We start from the raw sequence: 26,964 nt of genomic DNA, 5'->3' as shown, positions 1-26,964 counted from the left end.
GTAGAACGTGATGGGTTGGCGCAGCAGGAGCCCGTACGGGCAACTCGGCCCGGGGCGCCCTACACCATGCAGTCCCGGACAGCACCCCACCGCCCCCAGCACCCCACCCTCCAGCACCACCCCCCCCGGCATCGGCCAAGCCGCCGGCAGGGCCCCGCCTGATTCGGACAAACCCCGGCGGTTACCCCATTCGGGTCTGATCGTTGTACCGGTCGGGTGCCCCTGCCGCACCCAGGCCAGCCCCCGGAGGTTCCGTTGACAGCGCCGCACGGCACCCGGCATTCCGGCCGGCCGGAAGACCCCGTTCCGGTGCCGTACGGCACCGCGCTCGCCGGCGGAGCCGCCGGCCCCCAGGCCCTGCGCCCCCTCCTCGACACCGTCCTCGACGCCCTCCGCAGCGGAGCGGCCGAACGCCGAGGCCCGCTCCCCGCCGGCGGCCCCGACGCCGTCACCGTCCACGTCCGCACCACGCTGGGTGCCGTACTGCCCGCCCACGGCACCGGCGACCACGAAGCCCTCCGCACCCTCGTCCACGCCCTCGCCGCCGGTGCGGCGGATCCCGCCCACCCGCTCTGCGCCGCCCACCTGCACTGTCCGCCGCTGGCCGTCGCCACCGCCGCGGACCTCGCCGCGAGCGCCCTCAACCCCTCCCTCGACTCCTGGGACCAGGCCCCCGCGGCCTCCGCGATCGAAGCCCTCCTCACCCGCACCCTCGCCGCCGAGTTCTACGACACCCCCCACCCCGACGCCCTCGTCACCACCGGCGGCACCGAGGCCAATCAACTCGCCCTGCTCCTCGCCCGCGAACGCCACGGCCCCCGCCTCACCGTCCTGCACGGCGCCAACGCCCACCACTCCGTCCCCCGCGCCGCCTGGCTGCTCGGCCTGCCCCCGGCCACCGAAATCCCCACGCCCTCCGGCGTCCTCGACCCGGCCCGCCTCGCCGACGCCCTCGCCGACGCCCCCGCACCCACCCTCGTCACCGCCACCGCCGGCACCACCGCCGCAGGCCTCATCGACCCGCTCCCCGCCATCGCCGACCTCTGCGAACACCACGGCGCCGACCTCCACATCGACGCCGCATACGGAGGTCTCCTCGCCCTCAGCCCCCGCCACCGCGATCGGCTCACCGGCCTCGGTCGCGCCCACTCGCTCACCGTCGACCTGCACAAACTCGGCTGGCAACCCGTCGCCGCGGGACTCCTGGCCGTCCCCGACACCGCGCTGCTGGCCCCCCTGGCCCACCAGGCCGACTACCTCAACGCCACCGACGACACCGAAGCGGGCCTCCCCGACCTCCTCGGCCGCTCCCTGCGCACCACCCGACGCCCCGACGCCATCAAGATCGCCGCCACCCTGCGCTCACTCGGCCGCGACGGCCTCGCCCGCCTCATCGACCGTACCTGCGACCTCGCACACGACCTCGCGCAGCGGCTCGACGCCCACCCCGGCTTCGAACTCCATGCCCCGCCCACCATCAGCACCGTCCTGTTCCGGCCCACCCACGCCACCGACGGCGAGCTCGCCACCCTGCGCCGCGCCCTCCTCCACCAAGGCCGCGCCGTCCTCGGCCGCACCCACGCCGACGGCCGCCTGTGGCTCAAAGCCACCCTGCTCAACCCGCACACCACGGCGGGAGACCTGGACACCCTCATCGCCCTCCTGGAAGGCAGCACCCACCGATGACCGCCCAGCTCGATGCACCCCACGACCTCGTCGGAATCGGCATCGGACCGTCCAACCTGTCCCTCGCCGCCCTCGCCCACGGCCTCACCCGACAGGGAGTGGGCGAACTCGCCACCGCCTTCTACGAGCAGCGCCGCGACTTCCGCTGGCACCCCGGGCTCCTCATCGACGGCACCACCCTCCAAGTCCCCTTCCTCGCCGACCTCGTCACCCTGGCCGATCCCACCAGCCCCTGGAGCTTCCTCAGCTACCTCCGGCACCGGGAACGGCTCTACCCCTTCTACTTCGCCGAGCAGTTCCACATCCACCGCGCCGAGTACGACGCCTACTGCCGCTGGGTCGCCGGCCGCGTCCCCGGCCTCCACTTCGGCCACCAGGTCGACGCCGTCCGCTGGAACCCCGAACGCGACGTCTTCGAAGTCGACTTCACCCAGCTCGGCCCCGCCGGCGAAGCCGAAGCCCTCGGCCGCACCCACACCCGAAACCTCGTCCTCGGCATCGGCACCGCCCCTCACGTCCCCGACCCCCTGCGCCCCCTCGTCGACGCCCCCACCGTCCCGGTCGTCCACTCCGCCGACTACCTCGACAACCGCCGCCGCATCCTCGGCGCCGAACACGTCACCGTCATCGGATCGGGCCAGTCCGGCGCCGAGGTCTTCCTCGACCTGCTCCGTGCCCGCCCCATCGGCCGCGAACGCCTGACCTGGCTCGCCCGCACCCCCTCCTTCGCCCCCATGGAGTACTCGAAACTCGGCCTCGAACACTTCACCCCCGACTACACCCGCTACTTCCACTCCCTCCCCGAACCGGTACGCGACCACCTCGTCCCCGCCCAGTGGCAGCTCCACAAGGGCATCGACACCGCCACCATCGCCGCCATCCACGAGGAGCTCTACCGGCGCACCCTCCACGGCGGCTGGCCCGACGTGGTCCTCACCCCCGCCGTCACCGTCCGTACCGCCGGGCGCGTCGCCACCACCAAGGTCGAACTCCATCTCGAACACACCGAACAGGGCGCCCGCTCCCGCCTCACCACCGACGCCGTCGTCCTCGCCACCGGCTACCGCGAACGCCCCCTCACCCGGCTCCTCGCGGGCCTCGACCCCTACCTGCGCAAGGACTCCTCCGGCCGCCCCCGCATCGACGACCGCTACCGGATGGTCCTCGACCCCTCTGTCACCGGCAGCATCTTCGTCCAGAACGGCGAACGCCACACCCACGGCGTCGGCGCCCCCGACCTCGGCCTCGCGGCCTGGCGCAGCGCGGCCATCCTCAACACCTTGACCGGCAAGGAGCCCTACCCCCAGCCCCCGCGCACCGCGTTCACCACCTTCGGCCTCGAACAGCGCGAACACACCCGCCCCCGCCCCGCGGGCGAACTCCTCCCGCTCGTCGACCACCCGTAGGGGGCGTCCGCCGGTCCGCCGGATCCGCGGATCCGCGGATCCGCCGGGCCCGGGCCCCGAACGGCCGGTCCGGGAACGCGCGGGGCCGGTGACCGCCGCCGCGGACACCGGCCCGTTCCGCACGCCCGCCGCGTCACGGGACCGTCCGAGCACGCCCGGCACGAGGACGGCCCTCCGCCCTGGGATCGCACCCGCGCACCGGACACCGCGGGGCCCGCCCTCCGGGCGGACGGGCCACCGTCGCGCCACCCCCTAGAACACCGGCACGCCCGCCCGGGTCAGCCGCCAGTCCACCGAAGCGAACTCCGCCGGGTCGATCGTCCCCTTCGCCTTCACCCACTGGATGATCGTGTTGCGGATCTCGTCCGAGTTCGACCACAGCTGCTTGGCCTGCGGCACGTGCGGGAAGTTGCCGCCGCCCGAAGCCCGGTAGTTGTTGACCGCCAGCACGAACTGCGCCGCCGGATCCACCGCCTTCCCCTGGAAGGACAGCCCCGAGATCCGCGAGCCCGCCGGCTGCGCGATGTCGATGTCGTACGCCAGCCCGTACACGGCGTCGTAGTTGTAGTCCGGAATGCCCTCGGCGTTCGTCAGCTTCGCCGGATCCACCGCCTCACCCGGCGCCGTCCGCACGAAGTACCGTGCCGAGTACTCCAGGTAGTCCTTCAGCTGCGCACCCGTCAGCAGCCGCGCCTCCATCGTGTTCTCGAACGGGTACAGGCCGGCCGCGTCCCTGATGGTCACCTGCCCGGCCGGGATGGCCGCCGTCCGCGAGAAGCACGATGCCTGCGACAGCACCGGCAGCGCCGCCCACTGCGAACCCGCCAGGGCCGACGTCACCGTCTCCGCCTGCACGTGGTTGATCAGGTCGATGATCGCCACGTCCTTGACCGGACCCTCCGCCGACGACATGGCCTGGGTCGAGGTGCCGATCACCTGGTTCACGTACGCCACGACCTTGCGGTGCTCGTCCGACAGCAGCCGCGTGATCTTCGTGTCCTCGGCGACCGTGTTCGAGTTCAGCACCTTCGCCGCGACCTTCACCACCGACCAGCGGCCCTTCTCCCACACCAGCTCGAAGTCGAACAGCGTCAGCCGCTGGCCCCACTTCAACGGCTCCGACAGCACCACGTCCTTGCCGGTGGCCTCGTTCTTCACCCGGTACTCGGGGATCTCCGTGTGGGCGTGCCCCACCAGGATCGCGTCGATCCCCGGAACCTGCTGCGCCACGAGTGCCGCCGCGTTCTCGACGTACGGCAGCTGGTCACCATACGACGAGGTACCGCTCGACCCCGAGTGCGCCGACACGATCACCACGTCCGCCCCCATCGAGCGCAGCCGCGGCACGTACTTCGCCGCCTGCTCCTCCAGCCCGGGGAACGTCATCTTGCCCTGTACGTTCGCCTTGTCCCACAACGCGATGCCCGGGTTCGTCAGCCCCAGCACGGCCACCTTCACGTCCCGCCCGTGAGGAGTGCGCAGCCGGTGCATGCTGTACGGCGCGAAGGCCGGCTTCAGCGTCTTCGCGTCGAGCGCGTTCGCCCCCAGCAGCGGGAAGTCGCACTGCTCCTCGAACCTGCGCAACACCGGAATGCCGTAGTTGAACTCGTGGTTCCCCAGCGCCGCCGCGTCGTAGCCGATCGCGTTCATCGCCTGCGCCATCGGGTGCACCGGACCGCGCCGCGCCGTGATCGGATCGACCTTCGCGTAGTAGTACGACAGCTGTGTGCCCTGGATCGTGTCACCCGCGTCGATGAGCAGCGTGTTGCACCGCCCCTTCTCCGCCCGCACCTCGTTCACCAGGGTCGAGATCTTCGCCAGGCCGACGTCGTTGTGCGCCTTGTCGTCGAACTCCCTGTCGGTGGAATGTTCACCAGCTTGGCGTGACCCCAGGTCGGAAGCCCTATACGGCTGCTGACCTGTCTGTTCTCCCTATCCGGGTATGCCGGAGTGTGTCGGGGTCTACCCCCGGTTGTGTCAGCTCCGTGTCAGTGATTCCGGCCGTCGAGCAGCAGCTCCGGCCCAACCGCGGTGACCCCTAAGCCCGCTGTGCATCCGTCAGCGGCCCCCATGGACGCACGGCCGCGCCCGGAAAACCAAAACGCCCCCGGTAGCAGCCGGGGGCGGGGTGGACCGGAGTCCAAGTAAGTGCTGCTCCCCGGGTGGTTACGACACCCGGGGCGCGGATGCGGCGGCGGACCTGAGAATCCCCGGCGCGTGATCGAAGGGCTGAACCCCCTCCAATGCGTCCGACTGTAGCGCACGAGCGCTCCCCACGGCACCCGGCTCCGGCGCCGCCGGTTGACCACCTCTCAGCGATCTCCGCAGGCCAGGCCCTTGACCAGCCCCGTTCGGGCGCATACCAGGGGCACGCCCACGTTCGAGTGAGCCGTACGGCAACCGATGTACCTGAGGTGCCCGGTGCCGGCGCACGACGTATCGGGATGCTGGCCGCGCTTCCCGCCCTCTCCGACCGGATGACGAACATGCTGCTCCTCGGCGACACCGAGGGTCGATACGCCCCGTGGAACCGGCAGCGGGGCGGTACGGGAACTTCAGCTTCCAATCACGCCTGGGCCATGACCAACGGTGTGGCTACGGCGGCCGGGGCCCGCGGCTGGAAGTTCGAACAGTTCTCCACCGTCCTGCTGGACACCACGGCGGAGGCCGGGCGGCACGCCCGCCAGATCGCCCACCGGGGCGGCCGTGACAAGGCCGTGGCTTGGCTGCGTCGGGCCTGGGATAGCGCAGCGGAGTACAGCGTCGCTCACCCCCGCCTCGACGGCCGCCAGCCCGCCCACGCCGCCCTTGAAGACCTCCGTGCCGTAATCGAGACGCTCCGCTGGTCCGGCCCGGCCGCGACCACGGACCTGCGCAACCTCGCGGTCCGTCTCCACCTGAGCCAGCGCTCGGGCGGGCTCGACCACGACGTTTCCCTGATGCATCTCGCCGAGCTGATGGGCGTCTCCCGGAACACCGCGCGGCGCAGCAACCAGCGGTTGGTTCAGGCCGGATGGCTGAAGCGGATCAAGGACGCCACCGAGGACATGCCCTCCGGGTGGCGGCTGGCCAAGGGCCGTATTCACAACGGGCCCCCCACCCAGTCGCACCAGCGTGGGGGGGTGAACCGAGGGGGGTCCATCGTGAATAACACCAGTTCACAGGCCGATTCCGGGGCTGACCTCCACACCCGGACCGTGGTGCGGCTGACTGCCCTCGACGCCTTCGCCCACCGTGGCCTGGGCGGGTCCGCCCTCAAGGTGGTGGCCGCGCTGGTGATCCGACAGGGGCAGACGGCCGCCGAGCTGACCCGCTCCGCCTCCGTCTCCCAGCCGACCGTCTCCCGGACCACCCGCCAGCTCGCCGCCCTGGGCTTGGCGGTCCGGGTGGGGGAGGTCTGGGAACTGGCCCCAGAGGCCATCGACGGCATCGGCTCCCACCAGGGCGATGAGCCCGCCGAGAAGCCCGCAGCCGGGTGGGACGACGTGGCCGAGCGCCTCGGGACCGCCGGGACCGGCGAGCGCCGCCGGGCCGCCCATGACCAGCGCCGCACTGCCTGGGCCGAGTTCCGCCGCATCCGCCAGGAGAACCGCCGCCCCGCCGGCGCCGAGCCCCACCCCCGCCGGGGCCGCCCCGAACTCGTCAACGCCGACGGCCTCGCCGTCGATCGGTCCACGGGTGAGGTCATCGAGGGCGTCTTCCTGGCCGTTGACGGCGACTGGATCGTCCCCGACCTGGAGCGCCCGCACGAGGAGCTGGAAGCGCTCCGGCTGGCAGCCGTCGCCCACTGGGACGCCGCGTGACCACTGACCTGCACACCCAACACCCAACCGGAGAAGCCCTCATGTCGAACCCACTGACCGAATCCGACGACATCGCCGTCGAGGTGCCGGCCAGCGAATCAGTGGACCCCGCCCGGTCCGCGCAAGATCAGGCCCGCAAGGAACGCGACGCCTACCACCTGGCCCGGCGCGAGGAGTGGATCGACACCATGAAGGCCCGGGCCGCCGAGCGTCCGCGCCGCGTCCCCACGGTGTACGTATCGGCGTCCCCGAGCCGCCAGGGCAGTCCGGCGTGGCCGTCGGTCATGCAGTCCGTACGTGACCGGCTCCCGGGTGAGGTCCGTGTCCAGGACTGGGGCACCGCGAACCCCGATGGCCTTCTGTGGAATCGCTGGTGGGTCAAGTACGCCCCCGGCATTGACCTGCTGGTGGTCGTGGGGGAGAGGCACGGTTCGCACCACTGGGTGGGGCCGAACATCGTGGACGAGATCGAGACCGTCGAGACCTTCGGCCAGCCGGTGCTCCTGTGGGCCCAGCGGGGCGGGACGAAGCGCCTGGCGCCGGTCATTGACTGTTCGCGTGTGTGGCGGGCGAAGTCCCGGCGCCCCGTCCTCGGCTTCAAGCCGCTTCGCCGAAACTCGCGCGCCCTGCGCGCAGCCGTCGCAGCCATGCGAGGCCAAGCATGACGAGGATGGACATACGGCGAAGCGAAGCCCCCGCCGGATGCCGGCGGGGGCTGGGATGGCGAGCGACGCCGTTTTAGCTGGGCTTGGTCTCGGCGGCAGAGGGGAGCCGGGCGCTTTCGCCCAGGGCCTCGCATGCGCGCTCGTACCACTCGACGGGGACGATCACCGCCTGCCGGTCCTTGTAGCGGGCCACCTCGATGTGATCACCGGCGTACCTGACGCGGTTCATCACGTCCACGATCTCGTTCCGCACCTCCGCGGAGGACTTCTTCACGGTCTTGCGCAGGTTGCTGCTGTCGCTCGTCATGGCCACATCGTACGGGCGCGCAGTCCTGCGCGAAACTCCTGTCTTGCGCAACATGTAAATGTTGCGCAAGACTGAGGGTGCACCGCGAAAGACCCCCGGAACCTTCGGAGACAGGCGGGCGCGTTGCTTCGCATCGCGTCGTCTAGCTCCTCCGCGAGGCCGTTGCTTGAGAACTCCACAGAGTGCCGAAATGAGAAAACCGCCCGTACGCAGGGCGGATGCAGTTCGCCGACCTGATGAACAGGTCCGGTCCCGCGCGGGCTCACACAGCCGTGCGGGAGCCGCGCCCGCTCAGACAGCAGGGCGAACGCAAAACGGCCGCCCGGTGCGCGAACACCGGACGGCCAGCCCAACACCTGACGCAAACAGGAGTAGGCAATGCCGAAGACTAGCTCGTTCAACCAGCACGCCAACGAGGCGGTCGCCATCACCTGCCCGACCAAGGCCGCGACCAACGCCCCGCGTTATGCGGAAGCCCTCGACAGGGGCCCCCGCACCCAGGCCGCCGCTGGACGCCTCGTCTCCGCGATCCGCGGGGGGAAGCGCTGATGTCCCAGGCCTGGGTTCGGATCATCGCCAACGCGAAGGACGCGGCCAAGGCCGCCGCCGCTGCGAAGCGGGCCGCCGACGCCATCCGCGCCGCCCGCACGGGGGCGTGATGGGAGTCCGCGACTTCCTCTTCTCCAACCCCGACCAGCACGGCGCCAGCCCCAAGAGCGTCATGGGCAAGCCGTCCCGGTCCGCCCGAAACGCCGACCGTGCCGGCGCCCAGTGGGAGGACGCCGACCGCGCCCGCGAGCGCACCCGCAGCACCAGCTCGCGCGGCTTCTTCGCGCAGAGGGGTCGCTGATGGCCAGCCGCGCCCGCTGGGACGTGGACCCGGAAACGCTCCGTGTCACCCCCAGGAAGACCACCTCGAAGCCGGACTCGAACCGCGCGACCACGATGCGCGAAGCCCAGTCCGCGCACCGCGCCGCCCGCTCGATCCTGCGGCGCGGCTGATGTCCCGCCCCTGCCAGTTCCCGCTCGCCGCCAGCACGTTGGCGGCGAGCGGGTGCCGCACCCGCGAACAGGCCCACCAGCGCGGACTCTGCGCCCGCCTCTGGGCCCAGCAGAACGACCGCGACCGCGGTTCCACGCGTGGAACCGGCGGCTCCACCCCGAGGAGCAGCACATGACCAGACCCGACGAGCCCGACCTGGCCACCCTCGCGGCCATACGGGACCGCTCCGCCGACATCAGCGCGACCGCCTTACGCCGTGTCCGCCCCACCGGAGAGACCGAGACCCCCCAGCCCAACCCCGTACCGCTCGCACCCGGAGACCTCTGGTCCGCCGAACTCGGCGGCATCACGGTCTCCGTCCGCTGGCGGGACCACGACACCGACGACGACCCGAAGGTGCCGGCCACCACCTGACCGACCGCCCGAAGTGGCCCTCGGACCCGGCAACGCCACCTGCACGAAGACGGGAAGGCACCGGGCCCGAAGGCCGCCTCGGACGACCGGACTACCAAGGAAGGCAGATTGATGCACGAGCGCCCCAAACCGCTCATCCCCAAAGCCCTGCGCCCCGTCCTGTACGGGGTGATCTTCGGGGCCGTCCTCATCGCCGGTATCGGGTTCGCGGGCTCGTACGACGCCGTGAGTGACCTGGCCAGGGAGAAGGGCTTCGGCCGCTTCGCCCTGGTGTTCCCCCTCGGTATCGACCTGGGGATCTTCGTGCTCCTGGCCCTCGATTTGCTTCTGTCGTGGGTGCGGATTCCCTTTCCGCTGCTGCGACACGTGGCGTGGCTGCTGACGACCGCGACGATCGCGTTCAACGCCGCCTCGGCGTGGCCCGACCCGCTCGGGATCGGCATGCACGGCACGATCCCGATCCTCTTCGTGATCGTCGTGGAGGCTGCCCGCCACGCCATCGCCCGACTCGCCGAGGTCGAAGCCGACCGGCACATGGACCGGGTGCGGCTCTCGCGCTGGCTGCTCGCCCCGACCTCGACATTCAAGCTGTGGCGGCGCATGGTCCTGTGGGAGTTGCGCAGCTACGAACAGGCCGTAGGCCAGGAGCAGGACCGGGTGATCTACCGGGCCCGCCTGCGAGCCAAGTACGGGCGCGGGTGGCGCCGCAAGGCACCCGTGGAGGCCGTCCTCCCGCTGCGCCTGACGCGCCTCGGTGTCGCGCTCGCGCCGGAAGCCGGCTCCCGGAACCCCGGCGCGAACACCGCAGGGTTGCACCGCGAACAAGTCGACGCGGCCGCCAAGCCCACGGGGAACACGGCTCTGACGGTGACCGCAAACACGGGGTCACCGGCCATCGCGAACGGCCCGGAGGCCACCGCGAACACGGGCGTTCGCGATGAGGTCCCCGCGGCTCTGGCCGACCACGAACAGCCCCCGGAACCCATCACGAACACGAGCGTGTTCGCACCGCGAACGGAGCCCGAGGGCGACCGCGAACAGCGCGCCGAGGACATCGCGAACACCACCGCGAACACTCCAGATCCCTTGGCGGGACTGGGATCCGAAGCGGCCGAGGAACACCGCGAACCGGTGGTCGTCCCCGCCGCCCAGCCCGTACGGGGCATCGTCACGGCCACGCTTCCGGACCCCGAAACCGACCGCGAACAGGAACCGGAGCCGACCGCGAACAACGAGCCGGAAGTCACCGCGAACGACGCCCAGGACCGGGAACAGGACACCACGAACGACGAGCCGGAGACCACGAACGACGAGCCGGAGACCACCGCGAACAGCAAGCCGGACCGGCACGCAGCCGCCCGCGCGGACCGCGAACGCCTCGCCGCCGCCTACCTGGCGACCGACCCCAGCCCGGCCTATCGCGAGTTCGGCGAGGAACACGGCGTCTCAGCGGCGACCGTCTCCAAGGCCCTCAAGGAGTGGCGTGAACGAGAAGCCCAGAACGCATGAAGCGGTGCCGGCCAAAGAACCGGCACCGCCCCACTAACCCCCGGGAGGGGGCCCGGGTCACCGACCAAAGCAAGCCGGTGCCCCCTCCCCACACAGAGGTTGAGGACACGATGACAGCCATACCGTTCGAACAGAAATCGCTTCCGCTGCGGACATGGCTCGCGGTGGCCGTGACCGTGCTCCGCGTCCACCGCGACCGCACCCCCGAGGTGTCGGCCGTGTGGGCGCCGGAGGAGATCCACACCGCAATGCCCGGTCAGGACGAGCTGATCGTGCGTGCCGCGCTGATCGCCCGGGGCGTCGCCCCTGGGGGCCGGCCGTGACCACGCCCACCCCGGGCGGCTACCCGCCGCCCCCGCCCTACCCGCCCGGCCAGCAGCCGGACTCGATCGACTGGTACTCGATCCCCGCACCGCGAGAGCCTGACATGCACTACCCCGCCCCGGGCGCTGAGCCCTGGCGGGAGCAGGCCCAGGAGACCGCGCACATGATCGCGGACGCCTTGGCCGTCTACATGGCCCCCGAGAAGCAGCGCGAGAAGCGCTTCGACTTTTCGTGGATCGGCCGAATGACCAGCTCAAAGCACGGAAGGACCGCGATCATCGCGGCCCTTTCCTCCGCCCCGCTGGTCGGCCTGGCCGTCGCTCAGTACCGGGCCGACACCCACGCCAACCCGCTCGGCCTGGTCGTCCTCGCCGGCTTCTTCGCCCTCGGCGCGCACGGCTTCTTTCACAACGCGGTGACCCGCTGGGCGCTGTGGGGTGTCGCCCTCTCCCCGCTCTACTCCATCCCGGCCTCTCTGGCCCTGCTCACCGCCACCGTTGGGAGTTCCTCGTGAAGACGGCAACGCTCGGAATGTTCACCGTCGGCCTGCTCGTCTTCGTCGTACGGGTCGCCTGGTGGTGGTTCAAGTCGTCCAAGGGGTCCCGGAAGGCCAAGGACCTGGCGTCCTTCGCGCTCGCCTCGGTCTCCTTCGGGCTGGCCGGTGCCTGTGCGGGCGGGATCATCGGGACCGCCATCGGATGGGCCCGCGACGGCATCGGCTGGGCCGGTGACCAGGCCCTCAAGTCGGGCACGGGGTCACAGGCTGTGAGCGTCTCCCGGGCCGCCGACTATGGGGTGCTCACCCCGTACGGCGCCGTGATCATGCTCGTGGTCGTCGCGATCACGATCGTCTGGTTCAAGTCCGCGGTGGGCCCCCTCAAGAAGGAAATCGGGTGGGGCGGCGTATCCGGGGTCGGGCTCGGCCCGTTCGTCGGCGCCGCCCTCCTGGTCCCGATCGTCAACGGCATCGGCTCCAGCACCATTCAGGCCTGGTTCTTCGCCTAAGTCGCTGACCTGCGGTGTAACCGTGTAACCGGTGTAACCGAGGGCCCCGTATCGGCGGGTTACGAGCTGTAACCCGCCTGCGGGGCCCCTCGGTTACGGGTTACGCGGTTACGCCAGCCGCCTCCAGGACCAACCCGAGATGCCCCAAGAGGTGCCCCAGATGAGTACCGAACTGACCCCCTACGAAGGCGAATACGTGTGGGCCGAGTTCGTCGAGGACGACGCTCCCGGTGCCGGCGCACCGGACCCGGCCGACGAACCCGCCACCCACCGCCGCCCCTCTCAAATGTCGCAGAAAGTCACCACCATTGCCCGGGCCGTCGCCGGGCTGACCGGCCCCGGATACGCCAACCTGTGGCACGTCGCCGTGCACATGATCTCCGGCGGCCACAAATCCGACGAGGAGTTCCGTCGGGCCCTGGTGAAGATCCAGTTCGACCAGTACCAGCAGCAGCGCACCGAAGCGCAGGCCGGACTCACCGAAGCGGAGAAGCGCCTCGCGGACCTGATGTCCACGGCCGCGACGACCGGCCTCAACCAGGACCAGAAGATCGCGGTGCACCAGGCCCGCGACGAAGTACGGCGCCGCCAGGCCGGGCTTACCGCCCTACGCGCCCAGCCCTTCGAGCCGGTCCAGCCGTCCGCCGACCAGATCACCCGGGCCCGCCGGGTCAGCGGCGCGAAGCGGTTCGTGTTCGCGGCCGTCGCGGTCACCGCGGCCGGGGTCGCCATCGTCGTCCAGGCCCCGCTCGCCGCCCTCGCCACACTGCCCGTCTCGGCCGTCGGGGCCTGGTGGCTCACCCGCCACCCGATCCCCCTCACGCAGCGGGAGATCCCCGAGGCCCTGCGCCTGCCCGAACTCGGCCCCGGCGTCACCGCCACCGTGCCCGGACAGGCACCCGACCCCATCGCAGTCCACCAGACGTACGACCCCTCCAAGGTCTCCGACGAGGCCGCCGAATTCACCCGCGCCCTGTACGCCACGAAGCTGATCAAGCCGGTGAAGGTGGGAGAGGGCGACAACGCGCAGACCCTGTTCCCGCACGCCACCATCGAAGGCCCCGTCGTACGCGACGAACTCGGCTGGTCCGCCGTGATGGTGCTGCCGTCCGGGATGGACCTCGACGCCGAAGCGGTCATGAAGAAGCGCGTCAAGGTCGCCGCAGAGATGAGCGTGGACGAGTCCCTGCTCATCTTGGAACGGGTCCCCCCGAGTGCCGGCGGGCACGCCCGCATGATCCGCGTCTCGAAGTTCGTCGTGGACCCGTTCACGGTCACACGTCTGTCCCCGCTGATCGGGCGGACCGAATCCCTCGACCTGTGGGGAGTCGGCGCCCCGGTCGCCTTCGGGCCGCGCGGCGACGTGGTGTTCATCCCGCTGCGGGACATCGCCCTACTGCTGGGCGGCGCCTCCCGCTCCGGCAAGGGCGTAGCCATCGCCGCACTCATCTGCGCGGCAGCCCTCGACCCCCGCGTCCGGTTCCGGATCATCGACGGCAAGGGCTCCGGCGAACACAACCGCTCCGCCCGCCTCGCCGCGACGTTCTTCAAGCACTCTCCGGAGCGGCTCCTGGCGCTCCTGCTCATCTACAAGGAGGAGATGGACCGTAGGCACGCCCGCCTGTCCGACCTCGGCCGCAGCAAACTCGACGCCGACCTGCTCCACGAAATGCCCGTCGAAGTCGTCGTCGTTGACGAGCTGTACCCGTACACCACGCACAAGAAGCTCGGAGCGAAGATCCTCCGCCTGCTGATCCTCATCGGGTCACAAGGCCTCGACGTCGGGATCATCCTCGTGATGGCCACCCAGACCCCCATGGTCGAAGTGGTTCCCCGTCTCCTGCGCAACAACGTGGGCGGCCGGTGGGGCATGCGCACCGACGACGGGATCAGCTCGAACACGATCCTCGGTGACGGCCGCGCCGGACAGGGCTTCGACGCCTCCAAAATCAGCGACGAGACCCGAGGCGTCGGCTGGCTTGCCCTCGGCGGGATCCCCCGCAAGGTCCGCTCCTGCTACACGACCGACGCGGAGTTCGCCGCGATCATGGCCGTCGGCTACGCCCTCCGGCAGGGCGCCGGGACCCTCCCCGGGCAGCGCTTCGACCCGATCGAGGAAGCCCTCCTCCAGCTCACCGGGATCTCCACCGCCGCAGGCGGCGCCGGGGGCTACGGCAACGCGGAGGGCGGCACCTACACGGCCGCGCAGGACGACGACCCCGAGGACGGCTTCGACCCGTACGCCGCCGACCATGCCGGCGACGACGACGAAGCCCCCGAGGTCACCATCGCCAACATGCGCGAGATCGTCGCCCTGATCCTCTCGCTCTACCCGGACGACGCCGACCGCGCGCACCTCGCGGACATCGCCGACCGGCTCAATGCCGACGGGAACCACGGGGACGACTGGGACGCCGTGGCCGTTGGTGACGCTCTCCGCAACGTGGGCGTCACCGTCAAGCCGGTCCGCGTGAACAAGGTTCCCGGGAAGGGCGTGTTCTTCGCCGAGCTGCACGCCGTCCTCGGCGACGCCGCAGCCTGACCGCATCGGCCGGGGCCCCAACGGGCCCCGGCCGAACAGGCAACAGGAAACATCGCGAACCCCTCGCGGAGCCCTTCGGCCGTGATGCAGGCTCGGGTACATGACCGCGCACCCCGTCACGGCCGCCCAGGCCGCTTCGCTCCTCCGTCAGCTCGCCCAGGCGACCGACGACCCCACCCGGGCCTACGACTACCCCGCCGAAGCCGCGGCGACCGCCGAGGCCCTGGCGGAGGTAGCCGACCAGCTCCGCGCGGCCAGCAAGCGCCTCGACCGGTACGTCCGTGCCCACCGGCACAGCGACGACTGGCGTTCCACCGACCGCGAGACGCCCCGCTACTGGACCGACGAAGCAGCCGTCGAGGCCGAGAACGCCACCCACCACGCCCGGCAGACCCAGGCCCGCCTCAACAACACCGCCCAGGCGCTCCGCCACCTAGCCCCCAACTAGCCCCGGCCGTGCACCCCTTCGGTGCCGGCCACGGGGCCGACACCGAAGGAGAACCCGATGCCGACCGGAGCTTCCGTACGCCGCAAGGCCAGCCGAGCCCGCGTGTGCACCGACAAGAAACCGTTCGCCAGCGAGGCTGAAGCGAAGGCCGCCGCGCACTCCATGGCCGTCCGCGAGCCCTACCTCCAGCGCCGCACCGCCTACCCGTGCCCGTACGACCACGGCGGGCACTGGCACATCGGCCGTAAGTTCGGCCGGGACACCCGCTGATGACCCTCACCATCCCCGAGTCCCTCGCGAAGGCCGTCTCCGCGAGCCCGGTCCTGGCAGCGCTGCCCGCCCTCGACCTCCTGCACACCGCCGTGGAGCACACCCTCCAGGGCGCGCTCCGCGCCCGCGAGGCCGACTTGTACGGCCTGCGGATGGCTGCCTCCGCCGTCTACGCCGAAGCCGCCGACCGGGTGGAACTCGCGATCCGCGAACCCGCATCCGGTGGTCACCCCACCTTGCACCAGCTCCTCGCCCTGGTCGCCGCCGGCGACGACCTCGCCGCCCGTGGCGGGGTCACCTGCAGCCTTCACGGCCGCCTCGCCCACCTTCACGGAGTTACCCCAGTGAACGGGATACCCGGCCCCTCCGGCCGCTGCCCCACCTGCACCGCCGTTCTGCCCGGCAGCCCGGGCACCCCGGCACCGCACCACCACGTCGGTGCCGGCGCCGACTGCGCCGGGGGAGACCTGGAGACCCCTGACAACTAGCCCCGCAGCACCAGCCCTCCGCCCGCCCGCTGATTCCCTCGGCGGGCGGGCGGACCCATGCCCGCACCCCGAGTTCCACGCGTGGAACTCGGCACCCCGCACACGAAGGAGACGTAGAGATGACCACCACTGACACCGGGAGCGGATCGGCGGCGCAGCTCGCCCGCGACGCCGAGACCGATTTGCAGCTCCTCAACCGGACCGTCGCCGACCACGGATACGAGTACGCGGGCGACGTGTACGACGTTCTCGGCGCGCTTGCCAGGATCGGTCACAAGCTCGTCCAGGCCACCGAGGAAGCCGCCGTTGCCCTGGTGCGCATGGAGGCCCTCGGCGTCGTCGGTGTCAGCAGCGAGGAGACCGCCACCCCGCGCGAGGTCGTCACCATCGCCGCCCGGAACCTCGCGCACGCCACCGTCACCGCCGCGCAGCTCCGGACCCGCCTGAACGCTGCCCAGACCGCCATCCGCAACCTCACCACGGAGGCCGCACAGTGACCCGCTGGATCGAAGATCCCTCGCTCAATGCCCCCGAGGGCCACTACTGGGTGCGCCCCGCGCCGGACGACTGCCCGAACTGCCCGTGCCACACCGCCCGCACGTGCGAGGCTGCAGGCTGGGCCTTCGCCCACCGCCCCACGCACCAGGACGGCACCCCCTACACCGAGCCCTGCCCGTGCGAGCAGAAGGCGGAGGAGGCCGGGCACGAGGCGCGGACCGTCGTGATCGAGCTGGACGGCATCCTCAACTACGTGCAGGCGGAGCTTCACCGGTCCGGGATCGCCGCCGGGCGGATGCTCACCGAGGCCGTCTTTGCCGGACACTCGTCGATCCACGGCGACGCGCCCGGCCCGCTCCGCATGGGCCTGCACCGCCCGACCGAGAGGGACGACCCCCGGCACATCGTCGTGGACGACCGTGGGGAGCGGTGGGTGATGGGCCCCACCTCGATGCGTGCCACGATCACCTACCGCATCACCGGCTTCTGGGGCACCGGGGAGGCCCGGTGATCGCCCCGGCTGTCCTCTGCGAGACGGACGGCTGCATGGGCCTCTTCGTGTGGGAGGGCCTCGGCGGCATCCTGCCCCATGCGCAAGCCGCCGGCTGGACCCGCAACGGCTCCACCGACACCTGCCCGGCCTGCAACCGGACCGACCTCCCTTTTTTTCGGAGTCACCACAGACCGCTGCGCCTGCTGCGGCGGGGAGAACTGGGCCGCCGCCGACGCTGACCGGTGCCGCGCCTGCAAGCAGGACCAGCCAGCCGGTCAACCTCGCCAGATGATCCGCAGGGCAATCGCGGGTCCTCGCGAAGACCTCTGAGCCTGGAGCATTTCGGGGTCTTGACCGCTGTGCCGTGAGCGCGGGACCGTCGTCTGCAACTGTGCGCAACCTGCTCGCCCGACACCAAGCCCCACCCATGAAGAGACCCCTGGCAGAGAAAGTACCGGGGGTCTCTTCATGCCCGCGCGTACGTGGCGCTCCCGCCGGCGGACGAGGTGGCGGCTCGCCCCGCGAGCCGTCAGAGCGAGCACAGTGGCTGGGACCGGGGGTGGTGCGGAGTATTGCCCCGCGGGCTGGACTTCGGCCGCCGGCATCGGGTGGGCGCACCTTCTGTGGCCGAGGCCAAAGACCACACAGTGTGATGGTCGGCCGGAGGGTGAGGTGTCGCGCCGGGCGGGCTCCAGTGGCTGGCCTGCCCGTCCGTTGGGCTGCTTGTTCGCCAACCGGGGATGCGCTTTACCGTGGGTTGATTTTGGTTGTGGTGCTTATTGGGGGGTGGTTGTGGAGCTGGTTGGTCTGTTGGTTGTCGGTGGTTGTGGGGTTGGTTGGGTTCGGGTTTGGTGAAGATCAAAAACAGGTGATGGACAAAGGCAGTTCCCCTCTGCGGGGGAACTGCGGCAGAGCCGGTCAACGGCAAAGTAGGAGGGGGATTCCGCTTGGCATGGCTGACGAAGATCGCGACGGATGAGCAGGTCGAGTATCGGCTGAAGCAGCGTGCCGGCTGCGACCTGGTGGTCGAGGAGCAGACCGAACTGGTCGAGGGCGTCGACAAGGTGGTCGACTACCGTACGCAACAGGACGAGGAGACCCCGCTGGTGTGGATGGGCTCCGGTCTGGACGCCGTGGGGCTGACTGCCGGGCAGGTCCTCGACGAGGACGGCAAGCAGGCGGCCCGCAACTTGATGAACGGGTGCCAACCACTGACGGGGGCCCGGCTGTTCAAGTCGAGGAACTCCTCCAGGGCGCACCCGGAGTCGAAGCTCACGGTGGCCAGGGTGACCGCGGCCATCGAGGCAGCCGCCGCCGAGAAGGGCGTCGAGCCCGCCGAGCTCCTCGCGGGCAAGCCCAAGCAGCAGCGGCTCCTGGCGCAGCAGCAGCGGATGGTTCACCGGTTCGGCGAGGGGCACCGGCTCCAGGTCGCCACCCTCGACAAGCTCGCGCGGGCCGTCGGCGTCGACCTCGCGGACGTCTTCACCGAGGCGGAGCTGGCGAAAGCGCGCGAGCACCAGGACGAGCGCGTCGACACCCGCACGCGCGGCTTCGACCTCGTCCTGGACATCCCCAAGTCCGACAGCGTCCTCGCCGGGTTGCTGCCCGACGACGCGGAGCAGGTGTACCGGCAGCTGGTCCACGAGGCCAGCCGCGACGCCCTGGCGCTGTACGAGAAGTGGATCGGGTACTCGGTCGGCGGCGAGGACGGCGAGATGGTCCGCCTGGAGACCGGCGGCCTGCTGGCGTGGTCCACCGAGCACCGCAGCGCGCGCCCGGTCGGCGACGGTACCCCCGGGGACCCGCACCTGCACCTGCACATCAGCATCGTCAACCTGGGGCTGTGCGAGGACGGCGTGTGGCGCTCCATCGCCGCCCGGGGCAAGGACATGCACCGGCACGCGTCCGCGATCGACAGGTTCTTCAAGGCCAGGCTGCGGGCGCTCACGTACGAGAAGTTCGGCGTACGGCGGGAGCAGGCGGAGCGGACCGGCGCGTGGGAGGTCGTGGGCATCCCCGCCGGGGTCCGGGACGCGTACTCGCGGCGGGCGAAGAAGGTCATCGAGACCGCCGGGGAGGGCGCGAGCCGGGAAGAAATGGCGCGGGCATCCGCGGACACACGGCGAGCCAAACACGCGACCGGCTCCGCGGAGATGCGGGAGTCGTGGCGGGAGCGGGCCGAGGCGATGGGCGTGGACGTCGAGGCGATGCTCGCCGCGGCCGCGCCGGGACCGCCCGGACCGGACGGCGGCATCGGCATCGACCCGGCCGGAGGCGGCCCGCGCATCCCGCCGCCGGCGGACATCGCCCGGATCGTCTTCGACCCGGAAACCGGGGTGACCGCGTCGAGGAAAGCGTTCGACCGCGCCGAGCTCCTGGCCGCCGTCGCCAACGCCCTCCGGTACGGGATCGGCTCCGACATTCGCGACCTCGACCGCCTGGTCGACGACGTGCTGCGCGTCGAGAGCTACGCGGTCGCCCTGCCGCACATCGGCTCCACCGCCATGTCGAACACCGACCGGTACACCACCCAGGACGTCCTCGACGCCGAGGACATAGCCGTCACCCAGGCACACGCCCGCTACGGCGACCGCAGCGCGGTCCTGACCGCGGACCAGGCCGCCGCCGCGCTCTCTGTGTTCGAGGTTGCCGCCGGGTTCCCGCTGTCCGCGCAGCAGCACGAGGTGGTGACCCGACTGCTGACCGCCGGGCACGGCATCGACGCCGTCGTCGGCGTCGCCGGCGCGGGCAAGTCCACGCTGATGGACGCGTGCCGGATCGCGTGGGACGCCACCGGCACCACGTACGCAGGCGCCTGCCTCTCTGCGGTCGGCGCCAAGGGCCTGCAGGACTCATCCGCGATCCCCTCGCGGACTGTCAAGTCGTGGCTCCAGCAGATCGAGACCGGCCGCGGGCTCGCCGGGATCGACGTGCTGGTCCTGGACGAGGCGGTGATGACGGACGACCGGTCTGCAGCGAAGCTGCTGACCGAGGCCGCGCGGACGGGCACCAAGCTGGTCGCGATCGGCGACCCCAAGCAGCTCCAGGCCGTGGGCGTGGGCGGGTGGTTCGCTGAGGTCCACCGCCTGGTCGACGGTCCGATCCTCACGGAGAACCGGCGCCAGGAGAACAAGGCCGAGCGCTCAGCGCTGGAGGTGTGGCGCACCGGCGACCACCGGAAGGCGCTGGAGATGCTTGCCGCCGGCGGCCGGGTCCACGCGGTCGAGACCGCCGACGAGGCCCGCTCCGAGATGCTCACCGCCTGGGACGAGCTGCGCCAGGCCTGGCCGGACGAGCAGGACCTGCTGGAGAACCTCGTGGTCCTGGCCGCCCGCAACGTCGACGTCGACGCGCTGAACCTGGGCGCCCAGCAGATCCGCCGCGCGGCCGGTGAGCTCGGCGACTTCCACCGGTACGCGCTTCCCAGCGGAGGTGAGATCTCCCTCGCCGAGGGCGACCTGGTCCGTGTCCGCGCGAACGACTACCGCTCCCGGCGGGGGGAGGGGCCCGACGTCCTCAACGGTTACCGGGCCGTGGTCACCGCCATCCGCGAGGACCGGCACGTCGAGATCACCTGGCGCACCAAGGACCGGAACCCGGACGGCACCGTGCGGACCGAGTCGGCGTGGATGAAGCCGGCCGACATCAGCGAGGGCAAACTCTCCCTCGGCTACGCGATGACCGTCGCCGCCTCCCAGGGGCTGACCTGCCACACCAGCCTGCTGTACGGCCACGGTGCGAACGCCTTCGCGACGTACCCGGGGATCACCCGTGCCAGGAAGGCGAACCACTTGTGGCTGCCCCTGGCCGCCATCGAGGGCGAGACGACCCGGGCCCAGCTCGGCCGGGCCCGCTCGGAGACCGAGCAACTGCACCGAGCCATCACCGCGTTCGCCCACTTCCTGAACCAGTCGACGCCGGACGGGCTGATCAGCCACGAACTGCGGGCCCCGGCCGAGCCCGTGGCCGCGGTGCCCCGGCAGAGCGAGCACGTCCAGGTCACGGAGCAGGCACCCGGACCGCCACCCCGGCGCGTCTCAGCGCGGGGCGCAAGGGCGGTGTCCCCGTCCGTCACCCAGGCCCGTTGGCGCGAGGCCGAGCGGCAGGCCCAGCTGCGCACGCCACTCGTCGACACCGGCCTCGCCCCCGAGCCGGATCCCCAGCCCGCCGGCGCACCCGGCATCCCCGACGCTGTCGGTGACGTCGCCGGGGACCACCAGGAGCCGGCCGCCGAGCAGCCCGAGATGAACGAGGAGCGGCGCGCGCAGCTGGACCAGCTCAGGCTGGACAGCGAGATGCGGGCCGTCCCGCGATGGGAGATGCGCCCGTACGGCACGTACAGCGACAGTGACCTGCGGACGGCGATCAGCGGGTTCCTCGACGACGCCGAGGAGGCCGAGGAGAGGGCGGCCAAGGCCGTGGAGGCGTTCCGCATCCTGCGCGACCAGATGGACCAGGAGAAGGCCGAAGGCACCAGCCGCGGCACCAAGTGGGCGCAGGACGCTGGCGCCGTCCTCGACACCGCCGTCGGTCACCTCACCACAGCGGTGAAGGAGGCCGAGGCCCTCGCCGCCGCCGAGACGCAGGCCAAGGGCGCCCGCGAGATCCTTCCGGAGGTCGAGAAGAGCCTGAAGGTGTCGAGGCTGAGCCTGCGCTTGGCCTTTACCAGCAAGAAGAAGGTCAAGGGGGTGCACGAGCACGTCCTCGGCGAGGCCATCGCCGGGGAGGACGAGGCCAAGCGCGCCAAGCGGGCCAGCGAGAAGGCCAAGGCCAAGGCGTGGGAGACCGTCTGCGACAGCGAGTACGCCGAGGCCTTCGGCGCTGGCCGCTTCGCCCCGAAGGAGCTGCACGAGATCGCCGAGAAGTTCGCCGAGATGCGGGCCGCCTTGCCCCAGCAGGGGCACCGCAAGGACGAGCTCGACGAGAACGAGCTGGCCGACCTCAGCAAGGCCGCCCGGGCGGCAGCGAAGAAGGCCGCCGACGCGCGGGGATACGCCGAGCTCGCCGCCGGGGAGCAGAAGCAGCGCCGGAACAACGCGGAGAAGTACCCGAAGCTGCACGACGCCGAGACCAAGGCCCGCGCCGCCCACGCCGCCCAGCCGAAGCCGAAGGTCGTCCAGCAGCAGCCCGCCCCGGCCTCCAGCGTGGCCCTGGCACAGCAGCAGGCACAGAAGGGGCCCAGGCTGCGGTGATAGCCCAGGCCGGCCCCTGACCGGATCTCCGGTCCGGGGACCGGCCCCAGCGTTCGGCGAGCCGTCACACCTCCCGCGGCACGCGGCAGGAGCGGCTCCGCCCCGTCGGCGGCCCGCTCGGCGGCCGTACGGCCCCGCACGGTGCGCGGCTTCTGGTTCTCGACGACGCGATCCGGTCCGTGCCCGAGCACGGACGGGGCGGAGGCGGGCGGTAGCCGGTCGTAGACGGCGGCCGCCATCGCGGCGGCCGCGCCCTGATCTCCGCCGACCCGTAGGCACGCGGCGGTGTCCATGGCGAGCAGGGCGCGGGTCAACACCGACGGCGAGGACGTCTGGGCCAAGGCGTCGTCCTGCGCTTGGTGCGCGGCGCGGGCGCCGCTGAGGACGTGCCCGCTGGAGATTCCGGTGGCTCCCGAGCGAGCGGTACCGTCCCAGATAGACGAAGGGGACGCCATGAAGTGGAACGAGCACACCACCGGTCAGCGAATCAAGCTGCTGCGCGGAGCCGTCACTCAGGAAGAACTCGCCGAGAACGCGGGCCTGTCCATCGCCACGGTCCGAAAGGCCGAGCAGGACCGGGGGCAGATCTCGCTGCCCACCCTCCTGCGGCTCGCACGCGCCCTGGGCGCCGACATCTCCGTGATCGTGGGCCAGCAGGCCCCCCGCAGGGCGATGCTCGCGGACGACCGGAGCACCCTGCGCGAGCTGTCGCGCACGGTCCACGACACCGCGGCGGGGATCGGCACCGACAGGGAACCCGTCGACTTCACGGGCGATCTCGCGGCGGGATGGGATGCCTACCGGGCCGGGCGTATCGGGGTGGCCGGGCAGTTCGCCGCATCCTGCGTCAGGGACGCGGCAACGGCCCTCGCGGACGCCGCCGAAGACCGCCGCATGACCGCACGCGGAGCTCTCGCGGACGCCTATCGCCTGGCCGCCTACGTCGCCAACCAGTTCGGAGTCCGCGATCTTGCGTACGCCGCCATCGGCCACGCCGCCGACCAGGCCAGGCAGGGAGGCGATCCGGTACGGGAAGCCTCCGTGGCTTCGGGGCGCTCGTGGGTCTACTTGCGAGATGCCCGACTCGATGACGCCGAGCGCACCGCGGACATCTCCTACACCAGCATCGAACCGGCCTACAGCGACCGTGATCCCGTACTCCTTGCGACCTACGGGTGGCACGTCACCTTCGCAGCCGTCGTCGCAGCCCGTCAGGGAGATACCGCCGCCGCCGAGGATCTGCTGTCCCAGGGCTTCGCCGTAGCCACCCGGCTGGGGCAAGACGTCATGGTCAACGGCACCGCGTTCGGCCCCGCCGCCGTCACCGCCCAGGCCGTCGGTATCGCCGTGTCCACCGGCAAGGCCGCAAAGGCTCTGAACCTGTCCAAGCAGGTGCACGACTGGTCCTCACTGCACCAGGCCGCACAGAACCGGCTCCAGCTCGACATCGCCCTCGCCCAGTGCGACACCCGGCAGTACGACACCTGCCTGGACACCCTGCTGACGGTGTGCAAGGAGCACCCGGAATGGGTGCGCCACCAGACCCTCCCCGGCGTGATCGCCCAGCGCGCCGGCTACGCCACCACCTCCCGTTCCCGGAAGATCGCAAAGATCATCGGGGCCACGCTCGCGTAACTGCTACGCCGCGTCGCACTCCGTCCCTGCGCGGATCCCGGTAGTGCTACGCCCGCGCTCTTCACTCCCTGCGACGACCCGATCACCCTGGAGAGCCAGCGGGCAGCCGGTCCCCGTCGCCCCCTTCGGGACCGGCTGCTCTCCCTTCAGAGTGAGGAGTGCTCCATGCCTGAGCCCCTCCCGCGCCGCGCCCCCGGCGTCAGCGGACGCAAGACCGCCAGCCCCGATCCGCTGCCCGGATCGCCGAGCCGGGACCTACGGCTTCGGGCGGCCGGCGGCTGGGAGAAGTTCATGCGCCGCACCGGGATCCAGCCCGGGGACGGGGCATGATCGACGCTCCCCGCCCCGCCTCCCACCAGGGACTCCCCACATGGCTGTTCGAGGGCGCCCGCGTCTACGACCCCGGGCGGGACCGCGAAGCCGTCGTCCAGGCCATCGCCGACTTCGAGGACCCGGCCACTCGCCGCTTCGTCAGGAACGCCGTGTTCCTGAGGCCTGAGGGTGGCGGCAAGGAATGGATCGTCGCCCCGGAGGTCGCCCGCCCCGCAGAGGAGCGCTAGAGCGGCCACACAGCTCCCCGCCCCGCACTTCCTATAGCACCGCCCGGGACGGGATGCACCACCCCCTGCACCACTCGCACACCATCGAGAGGAGCACCACCATGTCCGACACCATCCAGGTCAACAACCTGACGCGGCGCCTGGACCACTCGGTTCCGGACGGAGTCTTCGAGCCGGCGGCGACCGCCGTCGAGTCCCTGACCCGGCGCCTGGACCATTCCGTCCCCGACGGCGTCTTCGAGTCGGAGACGCCCGCGGTCTGACCCTGGCGCTGCACTGACACCGATTAGTTGACGGCATGGCGGGTCGGTTCGGGACGAGTGTCCGGGTCGGCCCGCCTTCTCATCCGGAAGACCCGTATTCCAGTCAAGGAGGCCCACAGTGCACACTGCCATCGCCACCCGAGTAGAGCCCGGCTCCTTCTTCGACCTCGGCCGGAACGACCCGGCACTGATCCGTCTGCGCGAGGACGACGCCGAGCATGCCCTCCCGTTCGCCCTGATGGAGCGCCTCGTGAAGTCCGGCATCCCGTACGCCGAGCACGCCCGCACCCTGAGCAGCGACAGCGTGGACGTGGCCGGAGTCCGATTCACCTGGTTAGACGCCGAGCTGCCCGAACAGATCGCCCGCGAGATCAGCCTGGCCGACTACGAGATCCTCGAGCACACCGACGGGCGCCGCGTGGCGCTGACCCAGGCGCTGGAGCGGCTGGCCACAGCCCACCCCGAGGGCTTCGACCGCATCGCGGAGTTCGTCCGGGGGCTGCTGTGGGTGGGGCTCAAGCCTGGCGTCCGCACCTCGTCCCTGACCAGCTCCAGCGACCCCGCGCTCCCGTACGTCATCGTGTTCTCCGAGAAGGCGCTCCACCACATCCCGCCGAACACCGTCAGCTCGGAGCCGTCCCATCTCTTCCTGGCGGAGAACCTCCTGCACGAGGCGGTCCACCAGTCGGTCAGCTTCCACGTCCTCCAGCACCAGGTCTTCGTCGACGGGTACTCCTCCAAGACCTCCCCCAAGATCGAGATTGCATGGCGTGCTGCGCAGGGGGTGGCCCGCAACCAGTTCTGGGAGGTGGACCGCGCCTTCCACGCGACGTGCGTCTACAACCAGCTCCTGCGGTTCCGCCGGACCGAACTCGACCGCGATGACCTGACCGCGGGCGAACGCGCGCACTTCCAGGCCGCCTACGACGAGGGCATGCCGGCCGTCCGCTACCTCATGGGCCGGCTCGAACTCCTGGATGAGCACTTCACCGTGCACGGCCGGGAATTGCTGGCCGACCTGCGTCACCAGACCGACCAGCTCTAGCCTCAGCGACCAGACCGGGAACCGAACGAGGGAGGGATGAGTGCTCCAGCACCTCATCACACACGGTGAGGACTTGCGCATGGTCCCCACCGACCACGACCAGTTGACCACCGCCGTGCAGAACCTCCGCGAGGAACTCCAGGCGCTTCCCGAAGGCACGGATGCCGCACGGGCACGTGTCCTGGCCCGGTGGACCGGCATCGGCCTGCTGAGCCTGGGTGATTACCACGACGCACGCGTGTACCTGCGCCGCGCGCTCGACCTGGCCACCGCCAGCGGCAACACCCGGGCCGTCATCGCCACCGAACTCAACCTCGCCGACGCGTACCGCTACACCGGTGAGGCGCAGACCGCCGACGCGCTCTACCGCAAGGCCCTTGACGGCGCCCGGAGCAAGCACCCGGAACTCGTCGACTTCGCCCTCCAGCACCTCGGCAAGCACCTCATGGAGCAGGGCAACCTCGTCCCGGCCCGCGCCCACCTGCAGGAAGCCTTGCGGCTGCGGATCGCCAAGGGCGACGCTGAGCTGATCGAATCCACCCAGGCCGCAGTCGACCGCGTGGAACTGCTGATCAGCCGCGCAAGCGCTGATGCGGCAGCTCCAGCGGGTGGTGATACAGAGGCGGCGCGGTGGAGCAGGCGATGGACTTCCTGGCTGCAGTCCCGCACCACGGCTCGGACGCCAGCCGGGTGGGACGAGGGGTTTCCCGCTCTCCGGGACGCTGTACGCGATCTCACCGAGCACGAGCGGGTGCACCCCCGCCACCTGCGTGACCAGTCGTTCCCCGTCGACCTGCTCGCCGGCATGGTGGAGGAGGCCGAGAAGGCACTGGCCGCTGACGGATACCTGCACAACGGCAAGTGGAACGCGGCCGTCGGTGAGGCGGCGAACCGATTCGCGGGACAGGTCGATCTCGCCGCTGTTGTCGCGCGGTCCACCGGTCTTGAGGTCGAACAGCCTCACAACGGCGTCTACATCGCTTACCTGGAGGAGGGGCAGTTCCTCGACTTCCACGTTGACGAATTCGGCTTCGGTGAAGCCAACCTGATCTTGTGCCTCAAGCACGAGCGCCTCGCCGCGGCCCCTGCAGTGAGCTGCACCGTCTTTATCGACGCCGACGGCTACCTCGAATGTGATCTTGCACCGGGAGACTGCGTCGTGTTCGATGGAGCGCTCACGCCGCACGGCCGGACGCCCCTCGGCGCCGGAGAGAGCGTCATCCTCGTCAGCTTCGGCTTCCGCGCACGCGATCAGGCTTCCCGTACGGTCGCCCACCTTCCACTGGTCCCTCTCTGGGGTCCAGCCAAGGTGAGCCCAAAAGGGGCAGTGGGATGATCTTGGCGAATCAGCAGTGCGGTTCGACGAAAGCGTCCTCGGTTGGGTCGTGCTCGTCTTCCTGGCCGTCCT

The 26,964-nt window shown here is 71.0% G+C and carries 28 protein-coding genes; 26 read left to right on the top strand and 2 right to left on the bottom strand.

The genetic code is table 11. The annotated features are described in order from the left end of the window. Positions 1-309: 309 nt before the first annotated feature. Together ACFW2G_RS06840 and ACFW2G_RS06835 are read left to right on the top strand one after the other, a co-directional pair. The gene (locus tag ACFW2G_RS06840; RefSeq protein WP_384581875.1) at positions 310-1,686 is read left to right on the top strand and encodes a pyridoxal phosphate-dependent decarboxylase family protein; all 1,377 of its coding nucleotides are present in this window, start codon (positions 310-312) and stop codon (positions 1,684-1,686) included. Then, complete coding sequence (locus ACFW2G_RS06835) at positions 1,683-3,092, top strand: lysine N(6)-hydroxylase/L-ornithine N(5)-oxygenase family protein (RefSeq protein ID WP_037926708.1); 1,410 nt, start codon at positions 1,683-1,685, stop codon at positions 3,090-3,092. The genes ACFW2G_RS06840 and ACFW2G_RS06835 overlap by 4 nt, the downstream gene beginning before the upstream one ends. Before the next feature lie 252 nt (positions 3,093-3,344). On the opposite strand, the gene ACFW2G_RS06830 is transcribed toward ACFW2G_RS06835, so the two are convergent. Then, the gene (locus tag ACFW2G_RS06830; protein WP_384582036.1) at positions 3,345-4,985 is read right to left on the bottom strand and encodes a bifunctional metallophosphatase/5'-nucleotidase; all 1,641 of its coding nucleotides are present in this window, start codon (positions 4,983-4,985) and stop codon (positions 3,345-3,347) included. A 686-nt stretch (positions 4,986-5,671) separates the two neighbouring features. Between ACFW2G_RS06830 and ACFW2G_RS06825 the strand changes: the two genes are divergently transcribed. Continuing rightward, positions 5,672-6,895: a MarR family transcriptional regulator gene (locus ACFW2G_RS06825; RefSeq protein WP_384581877.1), complete on the top strand. Its 1,224-nt coding sequence runs from the start codon at positions 5,672-5,674 to the stop codon at positions 6,893-6,895. 41 nt (positions 6,896-6,936) lie between these two features. Beyond that, entirely contained in the window at positions 6,937-7,560 is a 624-nt protein-coding gene (locus ACFW2G_RS06820; protein WP_384581879.1) for a hypothetical protein, read from the top strand. A 73-nt stretch (positions 7,561-7,633) separates the two neighbouring features. Here ACFW2G_RS06820 and ACFW2G_RS06815 read toward each other — a convergent pair whose 3' ends face one another. Further along, positions 7,634-7,867 carry a hypothetical protein gene (locus tag ACFW2G_RS06815; protein ID WP_384581881.1) on the bottom strand — a complete coding sequence of 78 codons (234 nt, stop codon included), beginning with the start codon at positions 7,865-7,867 and terminating at the stop codon, positions 7,634-7,636. A 378-nt stretch (positions 7,868-8,245) separates the two neighbouring features. On the opposite strand from ACFW2G_RS06815, the gene ACFW2G_RS06810 reads away from it, so the two are divergent. The 22 genes from ACFW2G_RS06810 (at position 8,246) to ACFW2G_RS06705 (ending at position 26,892) form a co-directional block, all read left to right on the top strand. After that, positions 8,246-8,416 (top strand): hypothetical protein, encoded by a 171-nt coding sequence (locus ACFW2G_RS06810; RefSeq protein ID WP_384581883.1) that lies wholly within the window; start codon positions 8,246-8,248, stop codon positions 8,414-8,416. Positions 8,417-8,525: 109 nt separating this feature from the next. After that, positions 8,526-8,717: a hypothetical protein gene (locus tag ACFW2G_RS06805; protein WP_384581885.1), complete on the top strand. Its 192-nt coding sequence runs from the start codon at positions 8,526-8,528 to the stop codon at positions 8,715-8,717. Continuing rightward, the gene (locus ACFW2G_RS06800) at positions 8,717-8,869 is read left to right on the top strand and encodes a hypothetical protein (protein WP_384581887.1); all 153 of its coding nucleotides are present in this window, start codon (positions 8,717-8,719) and stop codon (positions 8,867-8,869) included. The genes ACFW2G_RS06805 and ACFW2G_RS06800 overlap by 1 nt, the downstream gene beginning before the upstream one ends. Positions 8,870-9,041: 172 nt before the next feature. Then, the gene (locus ACFW2G_RS06795; protein WP_384581889.1) at positions 9,042-9,284 is read left to right on the top strand and encodes a hypothetical protein; all 243 of its coding nucleotides are present in this window, start codon (positions 9,042-9,044) and stop codon (positions 9,282-9,284) included. A 111-nt stretch (positions 9,285-9,395) separates the two neighbouring features. Beyond that, the gene (locus ACFW2G_RS06790) at positions 9,396-10,793 is read left to right on the top strand and encodes a DUF2637 domain-containing protein (RefSeq protein ID WP_384581891.1); all 1,398 of its coding nucleotides are present in this window, start codon (positions 9,396-9,398) and stop codon (positions 10,791-10,793) included. Positions 10,794-10,903: 110 nt separating this feature from the next. Continuing rightward, entirely contained in the window at positions 10,904-11,116 is a 213-nt protein-coding gene (locus ACFW2G_RS06785) for a hypothetical protein (protein WP_384581893.1), read from the top strand. Continuing rightward, positions 11,113-11,631: a hypothetical protein gene (locus ACFW2G_RS06780; RefSeq protein ID WP_384581895.1), complete on the top strand. Its 519-nt coding sequence runs from the start codon at positions 11,113-11,115 to the stop codon at positions 11,629-11,631. The genes ACFW2G_RS06785 and ACFW2G_RS06780 overlap by 4 nt, the downstream gene beginning before the upstream one ends. Continuing rightward, on the top strand, positions 11,628-12,122 hold the full coding sequence (locus tag ACFW2G_RS06775; protein ID WP_384581897.1) for a hypothetical protein: 495 nt from the start codon (positions 11,628-11,630) through the stop codon (positions 12,120-12,122). The genes ACFW2G_RS06780 and ACFW2G_RS06775 overlap by 4 nt, the downstream gene beginning before the upstream one ends. Positions 12,123-12,282: 160 nt before the next feature. Further along, a complete protein-coding gene (locus ACFW2G_RS06770) occupies positions 12,283-14,664 on the top strand; it encodes an FtsK/SpoIIIE domain-containing protein (RefSeq protein WP_384581899.1) in 2,382 nt (793 codons plus the stop codon). 100 nt (positions 14,665-14,764) lie between these two features. After that, entirely contained in the window at positions 14,765-15,112 is a 348-nt protein-coding gene (locus tag ACFW2G_RS06765) for a hypothetical protein (protein WP_384581901.1), read from the top strand. Positions 15,113-15,169: 57 nt separating this feature from the next. Then, complete coding sequence (locus ACFW2G_RS06760) at positions 15,170-15,382, top strand: hypothetical protein (RefSeq protein ID WP_384581903.1); 213 nt, start codon at positions 15,170-15,172, stop codon at positions 15,380-15,382. Continuing rightward, positions 15,382-15,870 carry a hypothetical protein gene (locus ACFW2G_RS06755; protein ID WP_384581905.1) on the top strand — a complete coding sequence of 163 codons (489 nt, stop codon included), beginning with the start codon at positions 15,382-15,384 and terminating at the stop codon, positions 15,868-15,870. The genes ACFW2G_RS06760 and ACFW2G_RS06755 overlap by 1 nt, the downstream gene beginning before the upstream one ends. Before the next feature lie 119 nt (positions 15,871-15,989). Beyond that, positions 15,990-16,367 carry a hypothetical protein gene (locus tag ACFW2G_RS06750; protein WP_384581907.1) on the top strand — a complete coding sequence of 126 codons (378 nt, stop codon included), beginning with the start codon at positions 15,990-15,992 and terminating at the stop codon, positions 16,365-16,367. Continuing rightward, positions 16,364-16,879, top strand: a complete 516-nt coding sequence (locus ACFW2G_RS06745) for a hypothetical protein (protein WP_384581908.1) — start codon at positions 16,364-16,366, stop codon at positions 16,877-16,879. Before ACFW2G_RS06750 ends, ACFW2G_RS06745 begins: the two co-directional genes overlap by 4 nt. Beyond that, positions 16,876-17,100: a hypothetical protein gene (locus ACFW2G_RS06740; RefSeq protein ID WP_384581909.1), complete on the top strand. Its 225-nt coding sequence runs from the start codon at positions 16,876-16,878 to the stop codon at positions 17,098-17,100. The genes ACFW2G_RS06745 and ACFW2G_RS06740 overlap by 4 nt, the downstream gene beginning before the upstream one ends. Before the next feature lie 708 nt (positions 17,101-17,808). After that, the gene (mobF, locus tag ACFW2G_RS06735) at positions 17,809-22,053 is read left to right on the top strand and encodes a MobF family relaxase (protein ID WP_384581910.1); all 4,245 of its coding nucleotides are present in this window, start codon (positions 17,809-17,811) and stop codon (positions 22,051-22,053) included. A 291-nt stretch (positions 22,054-22,344) separates the two neighbouring features. Continuing rightward, positions 22,345-23,688, top strand: a complete 1,344-nt coding sequence (locus ACFW2G_RS06730; protein WP_384581911.1) for a helix-turn-helix domain-containing protein — start codon at positions 22,345-22,347, stop codon at positions 23,686-23,688. Between the two features lie 165 nt (positions 23,689-23,853). Then, positions 23,854-24,018: a hypothetical protein gene (locus tag ACFW2G_RS06725; protein WP_384581913.1), complete on the top strand. Its 165-nt coding sequence runs from the start codon at positions 23,854-23,856 to the stop codon at positions 24,016-24,018. Further along, positions 24,015-24,248 (top strand): hypothetical protein, encoded by a 234-nt coding sequence (locus ACFW2G_RS06720; protein ID WP_384581915.1) that lies wholly within the window; start codon positions 24,015-24,017, stop codon positions 24,246-24,248. Before ACFW2G_RS06725 ends, ACFW2G_RS06720 begins: the two co-directional genes overlap by 4 nt. A gap of 101 nt (positions 24,249-24,349) precedes the next feature. Continuing rightward, positions 24,350-24,511, top strand: a complete 162-nt coding sequence (locus tag ACFW2G_RS06715) for a hypothetical protein (RefSeq protein ID WP_384581917.1) — start codon at positions 24,350-24,352, stop codon at positions 24,509-24,511. A gap of 118 nt (positions 24,512-24,629) precedes the next feature. Continuing rightward, on the top strand, positions 24,630-25,556 hold the full coding sequence (locus ACFW2G_RS06710; RefSeq protein ID WP_384581919.1) for a hypothetical protein: 927 nt from the start codon (positions 24,630-24,632) through the stop codon (positions 25,554-25,556). Positions 25,557-25,635: 79 nt separating this feature from the next. Beyond that, positions 25,636-26,892, top strand: a complete 1,257-nt coding sequence (locus ACFW2G_RS06705; protein ID WP_384581921.1) for a tetratricopeptide repeat protein — start codon at positions 25,636-25,638, stop codon at positions 26,890-26,892. Positions 26,893-26,964 lie beyond the last annotated feature (72 nt).

The sequence above is a fragment of the Streptomyces sp. NPDC058880 genome (assembly GCF_042742535.1).
In the GTDB taxonomy this organism is placed as follows: Bacteria; Actinomycetota; Actinomycetes; order Streptomycetales; family Streptomycetaceae; genus Streptomyces.
Note: the sequence above shows the minus strand (reverse complement) of the source record. Positions and strands in the feature narration are given on the sequence as shown.